Source organism: Microbacterium sp. MF43 (assembly GCF_012847295.1).
In the GTDB taxonomy this organism is placed as follows: Bacteria; Actinomycetota; Actinomycetes; order Actinomycetales; family Microbacteriaceae; genus Microbacterium.
Genome location: NZ_JABBDY010000005.1, coordinates 146,042 through 159,926, shown reverse-complemented (window position 1 = coordinate 159,926; position 13,885 = coordinate 146,042). Strand labels below are relative to the sequence as shown.

Here is a 13,885-nt window from a genome sequence, read left to right as displayed (position 1 = left end):
CGTGAGCTCACCCCGAGGCTTCCGCGATCGCGCGGACGACAGCCTTCTGACACTGCTCGGCGAGATTCCGGAGCTGCTCCGCAACCTCGTCATCGCCGAGATCGAGTCGGCGAAGAAGTGGGTCGCGCGAACGGCGAAGGACGGCGGATGGGGTGCGCTGTGGATGTTCGCCGCGCTCTTCGTGCTGTTCTGGTCGGTTCCCGTGCTGGGCACCTTCATCATCGCCGGACTCTCGTCGTGGTGGCCGGTGTGGCTCTCGGCGCTGGTCGTGTTCTTCGGCATGCTCATCGTGACCGCCGTGCTGGCACTTCTCGGCATCCTGCGGTTCCGCAAGATCGGGGAGCGCCAGAACCCGGTGCAGTCGATCGCCCAGGACGTGAAGGAGGTGCGCGATGAGTTCTGACGCGCCCGTGCCGATGCCCCGCACCGCCGTCCCGCTCGGCATTGCCGATCCCGTCGAGAAGGCGCGTGCCGAGCTCAAGGCCGCGCTGGCCGCCATCGAGGTGAAGGCCAATGTGCCGCGCCGCGTCTCGCTGAGCATCAACGAGGGGATCGAGAAGGCGCGCACCTTCTCGAAGCGCAACCCGGCCCTCGCGGCGGCGGCCGTGGTGACCGCGGCGGCAGCCATCGGTGCCGCCGTGTGGGGGTTCGTGCGCTCTTACACCCGCTGACCCTTCGGAGTCCACCCGGACACACACCGCGGGGCTGGGGGTATGCTCGGAATAAGGCAGTGCAATGGTGCGGATGCTGCCGAGAGCGCGAACCCGATTCGTTTCGCGCAATCGGCTGCTCGACGTCTGGGGCGGCCGACTGAGCACCACGAGAGTCGACCCCAATGAGCACAGCCCCACAGCACGTTCCCGCCAAGCCCCTCGCGGGCTGGCGCGTCCTCGTGCCCCGCGGCGGCCCCTGGGGCGACGGCGTCGCGGCGAGTCTGCGCCGCCAGGGTGCGACGCCCGTGATCGCTCCGCTCATCAATTTCGCGCCCACGAACGACCAGGCCACGCTCGAGCAGTCACTCGCTGACCTGGCAGCCGGAGCCTTCGACTGGCTCACGGTCACGAGTGCGACGACCGTCGACGTGCTCTACGCGTACCGGGCGGTCGTGCCCGCCGGCACGAAGGTCGCCGCCGTGGGTGAGACGACGGCGGCCGCCCTGCAGGCCGTCGGCTACCGCGTCGACCTCGTTCCGGCACAGGACAACTCGGCGGCCGGCATGGCCGAGCAGATGATCGCGCTCGAGCCGAGCCCCCGCGACATCCTGACCCTGCGCAGCGAGATCGCCAAGCCGGTGCTCACGCGCATGCTCTCCGAGGCCGGTCACCGCGTCCGCAGCGTCGTGGCCTACCGCACGGTCGGGGTTCCCGTCACCGACCGGATCGCCGAAGACGTCCGCTCCGGGCGCATCAACGCGATCCTGGTCACGAGCGGATCGGTCGCCGAGCAGGTGCACGAACAGTTCCCCGAGGTGCCCGAGACGACCCTCATCGCTGCGATCGGCCCTCGGACCGCCAAGGACGCCCGTCGCGCAGGGCTCTCGGTCGACGTGGTCGCCGAGACCCAGACCGTCGACGCGCTGATCGACGCCGTCGCCCGCTTCTCGCTGCCGCACGCGGCGGACGAGTTCGCCCCGCGCACCGGGCTGCTCCCCGTGCAGCGCCAGGACTGACGCGAGTGCGCGGATGAGCGCCGCACCGCGCATCGTGGTGCTCGCGGGCGGGGTGGGCGGCTCGCGTTTCATGCTCGGCGTGCGCGAAGCCCTGCGCCGCCGAGGAATCGACGACACGGCGGCCGTGCTCACCGCGGTCGTGAACACCGGGGACGACCTCTGGCTGTCGGGGGTACGCCTGCAGCCCGACGTCGACTCGATCACCTACGCCCTCGCGGGGGTGAACGACGTCGAACGCGGCTGGGGCCGCACCGACGACAGCGAGCGCGTGAACCGCGAACTGCAGGAGTGGGGAGCCGGCTGGCCCTGGTTCACCCTCGGCGACCTCGACCTGGGCACGCACCTCGCCCGCACCGGCTGGCTGCGCGACGGGCTCACCCCGACCCAGGTGATCGAGCGGATGTCGCGGCGCTGGGAACTCGGCGCCCGGCTCCTTCCCATGACCGACGCCGAGGTCGACACCGTGGTGGTGCTCCGCGACGGCTCGCGCCTGCACTTCCAGGAGTGGTGGACCCGCCACCGGGCGACGCTCGCCCCCGCGCGGTTCGAGAATCCCGGCATCGCGGCCGCGGCCCCAGCCCCCGGCGTGACGGACGCGATCACCTCCGCCGATGCCGTGCTGCTCGCACCCTCGAATCCGGTGGTGTCCGTCGGGCCGATCCTCGCCGTGCCCGGCATCCGCGAAGCACTCGGCGCGACGCCGGCTCCGGTGGTGGGCGTGTCGCCCATCATCGGCGGACGTATCGTGCGCGGCATGGCCGACGTGTGCCTCACCGCGATCGGGGTCGAGACCTCCGCGTCGGCGGTCGCGACCCACTACGGCACGCGCACGGCGGGGGGAGTGCTCGATGCCTGGCTGCTCGCCGAGGAGGACGCCGCCCTCGCCGAGGAGGTCGCGGGCCGGGGCATCCGTCCCGTCGTCGCGCCGCTGTGGATGACGGATGCCTCACGCTCCGCGGCCCTCGCCGAGACGGCGCTCGCCACCGCAGGAGTGTGACAGTGCCCGAACTCGCCTGGTTCGGCTGGGCTCTGCTGGTGCTCGCCGCCACTGTCGTGGGCCTGTCGAAGACCGGGATCCCCGGCGCCGGGACGATCGCGGTCGCGATCTTCGCCGCCGTGCTCCCGGCGAAGCAGTCGACCGGCACGATCCTTCTGCTGCTGATCGTCGCCGACCTCTTCGCCGTCACGATGTACCGGCGCCACGTGAACGGGCGCGAGCTGCTGCGGCTCGCCCCGGCCGTGGTCGCGGGCGTGATCGTCGGCGTGGGGTTCCTCGCGTTCGCCGACGACACCTGGGTCAAGCGGACGATCGGGGTGATCCTCCTCGCCGTGATCGGCATCACGCTGCTCCGGCGCCGCATGAGCGCGCGGGTCGAGCTCGACCGGCCGCATCCGGTCGCCGCCGCCGCCTACGGGTCGACCGCCGGGTTCACGACGATGGTGGCCAACGCGGCGGGGCCGGTGATGTCGATGTACTTCCTGGCGGCGCGATTCCCGGTGAAGGAGTTCCTCGGCACGGCCGCGTGGTTCTTCGCCGTCATCAACCTGTTCAAGGTCCCCTTCTCGGTGGGGCTCGGTCTGATCACACCGTCGGGCCTGCTGCTCGATCTCGTCCTCGTTCCCGCAGTGGTCGCGGGTGCGCTCCTCGGACGATGGATCGCCGGGCGCATCGACCAGCGGGTGTTCGAGCGCCTGGTGATCGCCTTCACGATCGTCGGGGCGGTGTACCTCCTGGTCGTGTGAAGCCCGCGGTCGTGCGGCCTCAGGCCCAGGGCGACGGGCGGTCGTTGTCGCGCGTGCCGTCGTCGGGGAAGTGCGGGAGTTCGTAGCCGCCGGCGCGGATGCACAGCCATCGCAGCTGCTCGGGGCTGTCGGGCGTCGCCCGCCAGGTGCGCCACACCCCCTGCCCGACCCGCACGACCGTTCCGGGCTCGACGTCGACGACATCGTCGTCGAGCCCCATCTGCCCGCGCCCCGCGAGGAACACGTAGAGCTCCTCGACGCGGGAGTGGGTGTGCCAGTAGCCGGCCTCCTCTCCCGGCTCGAACGCGTTCGCCGTCATGCCGATGTACTGCATCGTCATGTCGTGGTCCACGACGCGTCGCCCGTCGCGCGAGCTCTCGGGCCGGAACCCGCCGTAGTGGGCCCGCCACTCGTCGAGCCCGCCCATCTCCAGCACCGTGTAGTCGCTCATGCCGCCAGGCTAGTGCGGAATGCTCAGGCCGAGCGCGCGAGGAGCGCGGTGGTCCGCGGGCCGAGGCCGAGAGCGCGTGCAGCCTCGAGCTGCCCGGCGGTGTCGACGTCGCGACGGAGGGTCGAGGCATCCGGAATCGACAGCGCCGCGCAGCCCAGCGCCACGTGACGCGCGAACGACCCGTCGCCGAAAGAGGATGCCCACTCGACGCTGGCGCTCGCGGTCACCAGCGTCGAGCCGGTCCCCTCCGTGTCGGCCACGACAGAGCGGGAGACGGATGCCGCGGCCCGCAGCGCCTCGGACAGATCGGGAGGCCGCAGCGCGGGAAGGTCGCCGAGGAGGGCGGCACGAGGCATCCGGCCCGCGGGGTCGATCTGCGCGAAGCCCGTCGCGATCGCGGCGTCGAGCCCGCGCGGCTCACCCTCGGGCACGAAGCGCAGCGCCGGGATCATCGCGGACTCGCGCGCGAGGGCCGGGTCGTCCGAGACCACGACGACCTGGACGACGTCTTCGCAGCGCGCGGCCGCCTCGATCGTGTCGAGCGCGATCGCCCGGGCGAGCTCGGCACGATCGGCGCCGTCCACGGCGAGGCGCGACTTGCCCTGAGTCGCGCGCTTCACCGGGATGACGACGACCCAGCGCGGGCGGGGGGCGTCGGAGAGGTCGCCCCGGCGCGCCTCCTGCGCGTCGGCGCCTCGCGGGTCCTTGCGCCGGCGGAAGATCCCCCTCATGCGCCGTACTTCGCACGCAGGCGCGGCAGGATCTCGTCGCCGTACCGGCGGAGGAAGGCCTCCTGGTCGTGACCCGGGTCGTGGAAGACCAGGTGCCGGAACCCGAGGTCGACGTACCAGGAGATCCGCTCGACGTGCTCGTCGGGGTCGTCCGACACGATGAACCGCGAGGCCGCACGCTCGATCGGCAGCTCTTCGCCGAGTCGCTGCATCTCGATCGGGTCGTCCACGCCCATCTTCTCGTCGGGGCTGAGCGCGAGCGGAGCCCAGAACCGGGTCTTCTCCTTCGCCGCGTCGATCGACCTGTCGAGCGAGACCTTGATCTCCATCAGGGTGTCGATGGCGTCGGGGGCGCGTCCGGCCTTCTCGAGCCCCTCGTGCAGCGCGGGCAGCAGCGTGTCGGTGTAGAGCTCGCGCTTCTTGCCCGAGGTGGTGATGAATCCGTCGGCGATGCGCCCGGCGAGACGCGTCGCGGCGGGGCCTGCCGCGCCGACGTAGATGGGCACCGGCTGGGGCAGCTTGTCGTAGATCGTGATGTTCTTCGCGTGATAGTAGGTGCCGTCGAAGTTCACGCGATCCTCCGACCACAGCCGGCGGATCAGCCCGATCGCCTCCTTGAGCCGCTGGAAGCGCTCCGGCGGATCGGGCCAGGCGATGCCGAGGTTCGCCTCGTTGAGCGCCTCGCCTGTGCCCACCCCGAGGATGACCCGGCCGGGGTACATCACGCCGAGGGTCGCGAAGTCCTGCGCGACGACGGTCGGGTTGTAGCGGAACGTCGGGGTCAGCACCGAGGTGCCGATCAGCACCCTCGACGTCTTCGCCCCGACGGCACCGAGCCAGGGGACGGACGCGGGAGCGTGGCCGCCCTCGTGCAGCCACGGCTGGAGGTGGTCCGAGATGAAGACCGAATCGAAGCCGACCTCCTCGGCGAGGACGGCGTAGTCGAGCAGCTCGGTGGGGCCGAACTGCTCGGCAGAGGCCTTGTAGCCGAACCGGATGGGAACCGTCATGCGAGTCTCCTCTCGAGAGGTGCGGGAAGCGCCTCGAACTCCGAGCCGTCGGCGCGGGCGAGGCGTGAGCGGAAGGCGTCGACCGTGCCCGGCCACAGCAGCGTCAGCCGGCCCGAGCGTTCGTCGACGTACCAGTTGCGGCAGCCGCCGGTGAGCCAGGGTGTGGATGCCGCGGCCGCCGCGATCTCGTCGGTGTACGCCGCCTCGGCGGCGGGCTCGAGCCTCAGCACGCCACCGTGCTCAGCACGAGCGGCGAGCACGCGGACCGCGTACGCCGCCTGCTCCTCGATCATGAGCACCGACGACGAGTGCCCGAGCGACGCGTTCGGGCCGTTCAGCACGAAGAGGTTGGGGAACCCGGCGACGACCGTGGACGCGAACGAGGTCATGCCGAGCGACCAGTGCCGTGCGAGCGTCTCGCCGTGCTCGCCGCGGACCAGGTCGGCGTACGGCTGCCGGGTCGAGGCGAAGCCGGTCGCCAGCACGATGGCATCGACCTCGTGCCGCGTGCCGTCGGCGGCCGTGAGGGCCGAGCCGTCCACGCGCGCGAGCGCGCCGGTCACGAGGGTCACGGCCTCCGACGCGACCGCCGGGTAGAAGTCGTCCGACAGCAGTACACGCTTGCAGCCGAAGGCGTAGTCGGGGGTCAGCGCGGCCCGCAGGGCCGGGTCGCTGACGGAAGCGGCGAGGTGGGCCACGGCGGCGTCGCGAGCGGATGCCGCAGCCGAGGCATCCCCCGACCGCGACGCGAAGCGTGCCTCGCCCTCGGCGTACAGCTCCGCCCGCAGCGCGGCGAGGACATCCGGCCGCTCGGCGAACGTGCGCTGCTGCTCGGGCGTGAAGGCCCCGCCGCCGCGCGGAACGATCCACGCGGGCGTGCGCTGGAAAAGGGTGACGTGTGCCGCGCACTCGGCGAGCCGCGGCACGATCTGCACGGCGCTCGCGCCCGTTCCGACCACGGCGACGCGCTGTCCGGCGAGGTCGGTCGAGTGGTCCCAGCGGGCCGAGTGGAAGAGGGGACCGGTGAAGGTGGCCAGACCCGGGATCTCGGGGATCGACGGCTCGGTCAGGCGCCCGCAGGCGAGGACGAGCGCGTCGGCGAGCACCGTCCCCTGCGAGGTGCCGATGCGCCACGCCTCGTGCTCGGCATCCCAGTCCGCCGACTGCATCGCCGCTCCCAGCCGCAGGCGGCCGCCCAGCCCTTCGGCGGCGGCGACGTCCTCGAGGTACGCGCGGATCTCGGCGCCGGGTGCGAACTCCTGCGACCACCGCGGGTTCGGATGGGTGGCGAAGCCGTAGAGGTGCGCCGGCACATCGCACGCCACCCCCGGGTAGGTGTTGTCGCGCCACGTGCCGCCGATCGAGGTCGCCCGCTCGAGCAGCACGAAGTCCTCGCGGCCCGCGCGCCGCAGCGCGATCGCCATGCCGAGGCCGGCGAATCCGGCTCCGACGATCGCGACCTCGACGCGTGTGGTGGACGGGATCATCGCCACCGCGCCTTCCGGTCGGGCGCGGGCTCGCGGTAGTCGGTGGTGCGCTGACGGAAGGGCCGGAAGAGGCGGGCGGCGATCGCCGCGGCATCCGTGACCGGAAGCTCCTGCCCGAACTCGATCCCCGCCTCGGGCTTCACGCGGCCGTCGAGGAGTGTGCCGCCGAGGTCGTCGCCGCCGGATCGCAGCAGGACGGCGGCCACCTCGCGGCCCACGCGCGTCCAGGGGATCTGCACGTGCGGGATGCTCCCCGACAGCCCCAGCCGCGACACCGCCACCATCGCGCGGTGCTCGTCGATGCTGGAGCGACCCGCCACGAGCGGCACCCCGCCCGCCGGGGCGGGAAGGGGGATCGGCACGAACTCGGTGAATCCGCCGGTCTCGTCCTGGATCCGGCGCAGCGCGCGCAGATGCGCGACCCGCTCGGCCGCCGTCTCGACATGGCCGTAGAAGAGGACGCTCGTCGAGCGGAAGCCGTGGCCGTGGGCGGCCGTGATGCCCTCGATCCAGAGGTCGATGTCGAGGTCGTCGGGCGCGATCAGGCGTCGGACGCGTTCGCTGAGGATCTTCACGCCGGTCCCGGGCACGGTATCGACTCCGGCGTCGCGCAGCGCGGCGAGCGCCCCGCCGAGTCCGAGTCCGCCCCGGACGGCGAGGTCGCGCACGTCCTGAGGTCGGTAGGCATGCAGGTGGATGCCGGGCGCCGCAGCCTTCACCGCGCGCGCGAGGTCGAGGTAGCCTCGCGGGTCCTCGTCGTCGGGGAGCCGCCCCTGCACGCACAGTTCCGTGGCACCGAGATCCCACGCGTCGGCGGCGACCGCCGCGGCGTCGGCGAGCGTGAACGTCGTGGCGTCATCGGTCGAGCGCGCACGCAGGCCCGACGACGTGAGATTCCGGTTGACGACCAGGCTCACGGCCTCGCCGACCGTGTAGCGGCGGACGTCGTCGGCGGTCGCGGTGAGCGCGTCGAGGTCGGAGCCCGTCGCCTCGAGCAGGGCGATCCACTCGGCGTCGTCGAGGGCGAGCGGGTCGGATGCCGCGACTTCGGCGATGCGGCGGACGGCGTTGGTCGGGGCGGCGCGTTTCGTCTCGCTTCGCTCGCTCGACGACCGGGGGGCGGCTGTCCGGTCGTCGAGCGGGGGAGCGGAGCGATCGAGCCGAAACGCCTCACGACCCGAGGGGCCCTCCGCATCCGCGCGGGACGAACCGGCGGCGGCGAGGCCGGTCTCCGGGTCGGCAAGAGCGGCGACCGGCGCGCGCATCGCCGCGTCGAGCCACGTCTCGGCGGCGAGCACGAACTCCGGCTGTGCGGTGAGCCGCTCCCGCAGCTCGAAGCCGAGCGCGGCGGTGCGCGCGGCGAGGTCGTCGAGGTGCGGCCAGGGCCGCTCGGGGTTGACGTGGTCCGCCGTGAGCGGCGAGACACCTCCCCAGTCGTCGGCGCCGGCCCGAACGAGAAGCGCGAACTCGTCCGGGTCCGACAGGTTCGGCGGCACCTGGATGCGCATGCGCGGTCCCATGACGAGCCGCGCCACGGCGACCGCCGCGACGTACTCCCGCAGCTCGGCGTCGGGAGCCGCCTGCATCGCCGTGCGCGGCTTCGCCCGGAAGTTCTGGACGATGACCTCCTGCACGTGCCCCTGACCGTTCACCGCGTGACGCTCGTGGGCGTCGCGGATCGCCACGAGCGACTCCGCGCGATCGCGCGGGGTCTCGCCGATGCCGACGAGGATTCCCGTCGTGAACGGGATGCGTTCACGCCCGGCGTCGTCGATCACGGCGAGCCGCACCGCCGGGTCCTTGTCGGGCGAGCCGAAGTGCACCTGGCCGGGCTCCTCGAACAGCCGGCGCGACGTCGTCTCGAGCATCATTCCCATCGACGGCGCCACGGGGCGCAGTATCCGCAGCTCGTCGGCCGACATCACGCCCGGATTCAGATGCGCGAGCATGCCGGTCTGTTCGGTGACGAGTCGGGCGATGTGGCCGACGTAGTCGAGTGTCGACGCGTAGCCGTGCTCGTCGAGCCATGCGCGGGCCTCGGGCCAGCGGTCCTCCGGGCGGTCCCCGAGGGTGAGCAGCACCTCTTTGCAGCCCATCGCCTGGCCCTGCCGCACCACGGCGAGCACCTGTTCGGGTGACATGAAGGCGGGCTTGTGCTTCTTCAGCAGCTGCCCGGGTGTGTCGACGAACACGCAGTAGTGGCACCGGTCGCGGCACAGCGTGGTGAGCGGGACGAACACCTTGCGCGAGTAGGTGAGGATCCCGGGGCGGCCGGATGCCTCGAGCCCGGCGTCGCGCGCAGCGGCGGCGAGGTCGAGCAGCCGATCGAAATCCTCGTGCGTCGCGGCGAGCAGCGCGGCGGCATCGTCGGCGTCCAGTCGCGCACCGGCTGCCGCGCGTGCGAGCGAGAGGGCGGTCTCCGGCGGCGAGGCGACGGAGGATGCCACGGAGGTCACCGAACCAGTCTCGCACCGCCCGTCGACGCTCGGGGCCGTCGATCGTTGCCCTCCTGTAAGCAAAAGGCTCGGCGCGTGGGGGCGGCCGCTGGCAGACTAGTCGCATGGTGACCTTGCTGCTGGATTCGACGCAGCTCGAGATCGTGCTGTCCGGAGCCGAGCGCGCCATGGCATTCCGCAAGGGGAATGTCGTGATCGAGCGGTCGGCGATCTCGAAGGTCCAGCTCACCGATGACGCGTGGACCTGGCTGCGCGGCGTGCCCAGCCCCGGCACGCACCTGCGCGGCGTGGTCGCGATGGGCACCTGGAAGTCGGCCGGCGCCGAGGACTTCGCGATCATCCGCCGTCGTCGCCCGAGTGTCGTGATCGACCTCGAGGGTCACCCCGAGTTCCAGCGGATCATCCTCACCACGCGCCACGGCCTCGCGCTCGTGCAGGCGCTGCGGGTCGAGGGTGCCGACGAAGCGGCCGACGTCGTCGAGATCGCGGCCGAGACGGGCGCCGTTCCGGTCGCACCGGTGCGCAAGCCCCGGGCGCGCAAGGCTCCCGCCGCGGCTCCTGCCGCGGCTCCTGCCGTCTGACGAGACCACGACCACACGCGGCCCCGGTCGACCAGCTGCGCGGTCAGCTGACGTCGCGGCGCCAGCTGAGCAGATACCCGAGCAGCACGAGCACGACAGCGTAGCCGAGCAGGACGAGTCCGCCCGCCCACCACTCGAGCGCGGCCGTCTCGACACCGCCCATACCGGCGGTGAACACGCTCGCCCCCACCAGCGCGTCGCCGGCGGCGCCGGGGAGGTACTGCGTCACGTCCGACAGCCCGTCCACGAACGCCGCGGCCGCGCGGCCGACCGGCTCGAGGAACTGCGTGAAGACGAGCACGCCGACGATCGCTCCGACCTGGTTGCGCACGAGCGCTCCGACGCCGATGCCGATCAGCACCCACAGCGCGTAGGCCAGCAGCATCCGTCCCAGCAGCGCCCAGGTGTCCGGCGACGTGAGCTCGGTCTCGAGGCCGTAGCCGACCAGGAAGCCGGCCGACGCGCCCACCGATGCGGCGATGCCGATGACGCCGTAGAGGGCTCCGAGCAGGATGCCGACGAAGAGCTTCGCCCACAGCACGAGCCCGCGCTGGGGCGTGGCGAGGAACGTCGGCGTCAGGGTCTTGTGGCGGAACTCGGCCGTGACCATGAGCGTGCCGATGAGAAGTGGGAAGACGTAGCCGACCGATGTCGCCGTGCTGTACAGGATCGGCGCGAGCCCCTCTTCGGGCAGCGGCGGGGCGTTGCCCGGAAGCGAGCCCGATGCGGCCGCGGAGAAGACGAAGCCGAGCGCGGCGGCGGTCGAGCCGACGTACACGACCAGCACGAGCGCGAGGATCCACCACATCCCGGTCGAGAACTGCTTGGTGGTCTCGGAGCGGGTGGCTGCGGCAAGGCTCATCGCTGCTCACCTCCCTCGTCGGGTCGGGATTCGGGATCGGATGCCTCGTCCTCCTGGCTCTCGGGCGCGGTGCCGGCTTCGGCTTCGGGTGCGGGCCCTTCGTCGGCTTCGCCTCCGGGGTCGGCTCCGGGCACCTCGTCCTGATCGGTCGACGCGCCGTCCTCGGCGAGGCGCTCCGCGGCGCCATCCTCCGCGGCCGCCTCGGCGGCGCGCTCCGCGGCGGCGCGCTCCTCGGCCTCGGCGGCGGCGGCGCGGTCGAACGCCGCGAAGAACCGGTCCGCCTCGAGGTCGGCGTCGGTCTTGACGTACCGGTCCCACGACCGATCGTCGGCTTCAGGCCCCTCGTCGCCCTCGGGGATGTCGTCGGGCTCGCTCTCGACATCGCCGTCCTCGCGATCGACGTCTTCGACTTCGCCGTCGTCGACGGCGTCACCCTCCACGCCGTCGACGACACGGACCTCACCGCCCTCGGCGGGTTCGTCGCCCGTCGGCTCACCCTCCCGCTCCTCGGCGGGGATGATGTCCACCACGCCCGTGCCGGCGACGGCGAACGACGCCTCGGCGTCGAGTTCCGCGGCCGCCGACGCCGTCTGATCGGGACGCGCCTCGGGGAGATCTTCGTCGTCCGCCGACGGCTCGTCGCCGGGCTCACCGCTGCGGGGCGCCGAGTCGTCGCGCGCGGCGGCCGAGGCATCCGGAACCTGCTCCTCGGCGACGAGGACCGTGATCGGACCGGACTCGATCGCCGGGATCACGTCATCCAGCCGCATGCCCGAGGCGCTCGCGTGCACGCGCGTGCCGTTGACGAGATCGAGGAAGACCTCCTCGAGGGCGGGGCCGCGCTTGTGGAGCGCCGACAGCGGCACGCCCGCGGCCGCCGCGGCCAGGCCCACATCGACCGGCTCGATACCGCGCACCGTGAGCCCGGACCGCAGCACCTCGAACGGGATGCCGGCGCCGCGCAGCGCCTCGGCGAGGGCCGCGCGGTCGGCCGAGTCGACGACCGTGGCCTGCTCGGACGGGTCGGAGAGCTCCTCGAGCGAGCCCTGGAACACCAGCCGGCCCGCCGAGATGATGAGGAGCGCGTCGACCGTCTGCTGCACCTCGGCGAGGAGGTGAGAGGACACGAAGACCGTCCGCCCCTCGCGCGCGAGCTGTCGCAGGAAGCCCCGGATCCACTTGATGCCCTCGGGGTCGAGCCCGTTCGTGGGTTCGTCGAGCACGAGGACGCCCGGGTCGCCGAGCAGCGCATAGGCGAGCCCGAGCCGCTGCCGCATGCCGAGCGAGTAGCCGCCCACCTTGCGCCCTGCGGCGTCTTCGAGCCCCACCAGCCCGAGCACGTCGTCGACGCGGGATGTCGGGATGCGCGCGGCCTGCGCGTACACCCGCAGGTGCGCGTGCCCGGTGCGGCCGGGGTGGAAACTGGATGCCTCGAGCACGGCGCCCACCGTCTGCAGCGGGTGCTTCAGCTTGCCGTAGCGGACCCCGCCGATCGTCGCCGCTCCCGACGACGGACGCACCAGCCCGAGCAGCAGGCGCAGCGAGGTCGTCTTCCCGGCGCCGTTCGGACCCAGGAAGCCGGTCACCAGACCCGGCTCGACCCGTGCCGTGAACTCCGAGACGGCCGTCACCCGGCCGAAGCGCTTCGTCGCACCTGAGAACTCCAGCACCTGTCCTTCGGGCATGCCGTACCTCTCGTCCTCGGGAGCTTTCCCCCATATCTTTGCGGAAACCGCGCTCCGACGTGAGCAATTGTCCCGGAGCGCCCTGAGGTGGGCCATCGATCCCGCTCCTCCGCTGCCCCGGGTAACGTTGCGGGCGTGACAGACGCCTCCGAGCCCACGGTCCTCGCCCGCGCCAGCGGCGGCCTCGGGCGCCTCACTCTCAATCGCCCTCGCGCGATCAATGCGCTCGACCTCGACATGATCCACCAGCTCCATGCAGCACTGGACGCATGGGAGCGCGACAGCGAGGTCGATGTCGTGCTGCTCGACGGCGCGGGGGAGCGCGGTCTGTGCGCCGGCGGAGACGTACGCGGCCTCGCGGAGCGCGTCAACGGCGGAAAGGCGGAGGAGTCGGCGACGTTCTTCCGCGACGAGTACGCCCTCAACGCCCGCATCGCCGAGTACCCGAAGACGTTCGTCGCCTTCGCCGACGGCATCACCATGGGCGGCGGCATCGGCGTGGCCGGCCACGCCGCCGTGCGCATCGTCACGGAGCGCTCCCAGCTGGCGATGCCCGAGACGCGGATCGGATTCACCCCGGACGTCGGCGGCACGTGGCTGCTCGCCCACGCGCCGGGGCGCCTCGGGGAGTACCTCGGCCTCACCGGTGCCGTGATGGACGCGAGCGACGCGATCTACGCCGGGTTCGCCGACCACTTCGTGCCGTCCGACCGCCTCGACGGGCTGCGCGACGCCCTCGAGACCCGTGCGGACCCGTCGAGCCCCACCGAACTCGTGCTCCTGTTCGACGAGACCCCGGCCCCCGCGACGCTGCAGCGCGCACGCGAGTGGATCGACGATGCGTTCGCGGCGGACACGGTCACCGAGATCATCGAGCGCCTGCGCGCGAGGCCCGAGCCCGAGGCATCCGCCACCGCCGACCTGCTGGGCGAACTGTCGCCGACGGGCCTTGCCGTGACCCTGGCGGCCGTGCGGCGGGCCCGCGAGCTGCCGGGCCTGCGCGACGCCCTGGCTCAGGAGTACGGCCTCGTGATGTGGTTCGCCACGACCCAGCCCGACCTCGCCGAGGGCATCCGCGCCCAGGTCATCGACAAGGACCGCTCGCCGCGCTGGCAGCCGGCGAGCCTCGCCGAGCTGGCGCCGGACGTCGTCGAAACCGCCTTCGCGCATCGCCCTGCGCGACCGCTCTGGGACTGACGGCGGGGATCGG

General features: G+C 72.4%; 14 protein-coding genes. 7 read left to right on the top strand and 7 right to left on the bottom strand.

Features of this window, described 5'->3' with window-relative positions; all coding sequences use genetic code 11:
* Position 1 precedes the first annotated feature (1 nt).
* The 5 genes from HF323_RS14530 to HF323_RS14510 all read left to right on the top strand — a co-directional run bounded on the left by HF323_RS14530 (position 2) and on the right by HF323_RS14510 (position 3,412).
* On the top strand, positions 2–403 hold the full coding sequence (locus tag HF323_RS14530) for a phage holin family protein (protein ID WP_169583580.1): 402 nt from the start codon (positions 2–4) through the stop codon (positions 401–403).
* Positions 393–671, top strand: a complete 279-nt coding sequence (locus tag HF323_RS14525; RefSeq protein WP_169583578.1) for a hypothetical protein — start codon at positions 393–395, stop codon at positions 669–671. Before HF323_RS14530 ends, HF323_RS14525 begins: the two co-directional genes overlap by 11 nt.
* Positions 672–835: 164 nt before the next feature.
* Positions 836–1,669: a uroporphyrinogen-III synthase gene (locus tag HF323_RS14520; protein WP_169583576.1), complete on the top strand. Its 834-nt coding sequence runs from the start codon at positions 836–838 to the stop codon at positions 1,667–1,669.
* A 13-nt stretch (positions 1,670–1,682) separates the two neighbouring features.
* On the top strand, positions 1,683–2,666 hold the full coding sequence (gene cofD / locus HF323_RS14515) for a 2-phospho-L-lactate transferase (RefSeq protein WP_169583574.1): 984 nt from the start codon (positions 1,683–1,685) through the stop codon (positions 2,664–2,666).
* A gap of 2 nt (positions 2,667–2,668) precedes the next feature.
* Positions 2,669–3,412, top strand: coding sequence for a sulfite exporter TauE/SafE family protein (locus HF323_RS14510; protein WP_169583572.1), 744 nt, complete (start codon positions 2,669–2,671; stop codon positions 3,410–3,412).
* A gap of 19 nt (positions 3,413–3,431) precedes the next feature.
* On the opposite strand, the gene HF323_RS14505 is transcribed toward HF323_RS14510, so the two are convergent.
* Genes HF323_RS14505 through cofG form a run of 5 tightly spaced genes read right to left on the bottom strand, consistent with a single transcriptional unit; the run spans position 3,432 to position 9,547 of the window.
* On the bottom strand, positions 3,432–3,863 hold the full coding sequence (locus tag HF323_RS14505) for a cupin domain-containing protein (protein ID WP_169583570.1): 432 nt from the start codon (positions 3,861–3,863) through the stop codon (positions 3,432–3,434).
* Positions 3,864–3,886: 23 nt separating this feature from the next.
* On the bottom strand, positions 3,887–4,594 hold the full coding sequence (gene cofC / locus HF323_RS14500) for a 2-phospho-L-lactate guanylyltransferase (RefSeq protein WP_169583568.1): 708 nt from the start codon (positions 4,592–4,594) through the stop codon (positions 3,887–3,889).
* Positions 4,591–5,604 (bottom strand): glucose-6-phosphate dehydrogenase (coenzyme-F420), encoded by a 1,014-nt coding sequence (gene fgd, locus HF323_RS14495; RefSeq protein ID WP_169583566.1) that lies wholly within the window; start codon positions 5,602–5,604, stop codon positions 4,591–4,593. The genes cofC and fgd overlap by 4 nt, the downstream gene beginning before the upstream one ends.
* Positions 5,601–7,091 carry an NAD(P)/FAD-dependent oxidoreductase gene (locus HF323_RS14490; protein ID WP_169583564.1) on the bottom strand — a complete coding sequence of 497 codons (1,491 nt, stop codon included), beginning with the start codon at positions 7,089–7,091 and terminating at the stop codon, positions 5,601–5,603. The genes fgd and HF323_RS14490 overlap by 4 nt, the downstream gene beginning before the upstream one ends.
* Entirely contained in the window at positions 7,088–9,547 is a 2,460-nt protein-coding gene (cofG, locus tag HF323_RS14485) for a 7,8-didemethyl-8-hydroxy-5-deazariboflavin synthase CofG (RefSeq protein ID WP_317451094.1), read from the bottom strand. Before cofG ends, HF323_RS14490 begins: the two co-directional genes overlap by 4 nt.
* A 104-nt stretch (positions 9,548–9,651) precedes the next feature.
* On the opposite strand from cofG, the gene HF323_RS14480 reads away from it, so the two are divergent.
* Complete coding sequence (locus HF323_RS14480) at positions 9,652–10,128, top strand: hypothetical protein (RefSeq protein WP_169583562.1); 477 nt, start codon at positions 9,652–9,654, stop codon at positions 10,126–10,128.
* A gap of 43 nt (positions 10,129–10,171) precedes the next feature.
* Here HF323_RS14480 and HF323_RS14475 read toward each other — a convergent pair whose 3' ends face one another.
* Complete coding sequence (locus tag HF323_RS14475; RefSeq protein ID WP_169583560.1) at positions 10,172–10,990, bottom strand: ABC transporter permease; 819 nt, start codon at positions 10,988–10,990, stop codon at positions 10,172–10,174.
* Positions 10,987–12,675 (bottom strand): ATP-binding cassette domain-containing protein, encoded by a 1,689-nt coding sequence (locus tag HF323_RS14470; protein WP_169583558.1) that lies wholly within the window; start codon positions 12,673–12,675, stop codon positions 10,987–10,989. The genes HF323_RS14475 and HF323_RS14470 overlap by 4 nt, the downstream gene beginning before the upstream one ends.
* Positions 12,676–12,810: 135 nt before the next feature.
* Between HF323_RS14470 and HF323_RS14465 the strand changes: the two genes are divergently transcribed.
* Complete coding sequence (locus tag HF323_RS14465) at positions 12,811–13,872, top strand: enoyl-CoA hydratase/isomerase family protein (protein ID WP_169583556.1); 1,062 nt, start codon at positions 12,811–12,813, stop codon at positions 13,870–13,872.
* Positions 13,873–13,885 lie beyond the last annotated feature (13 nt).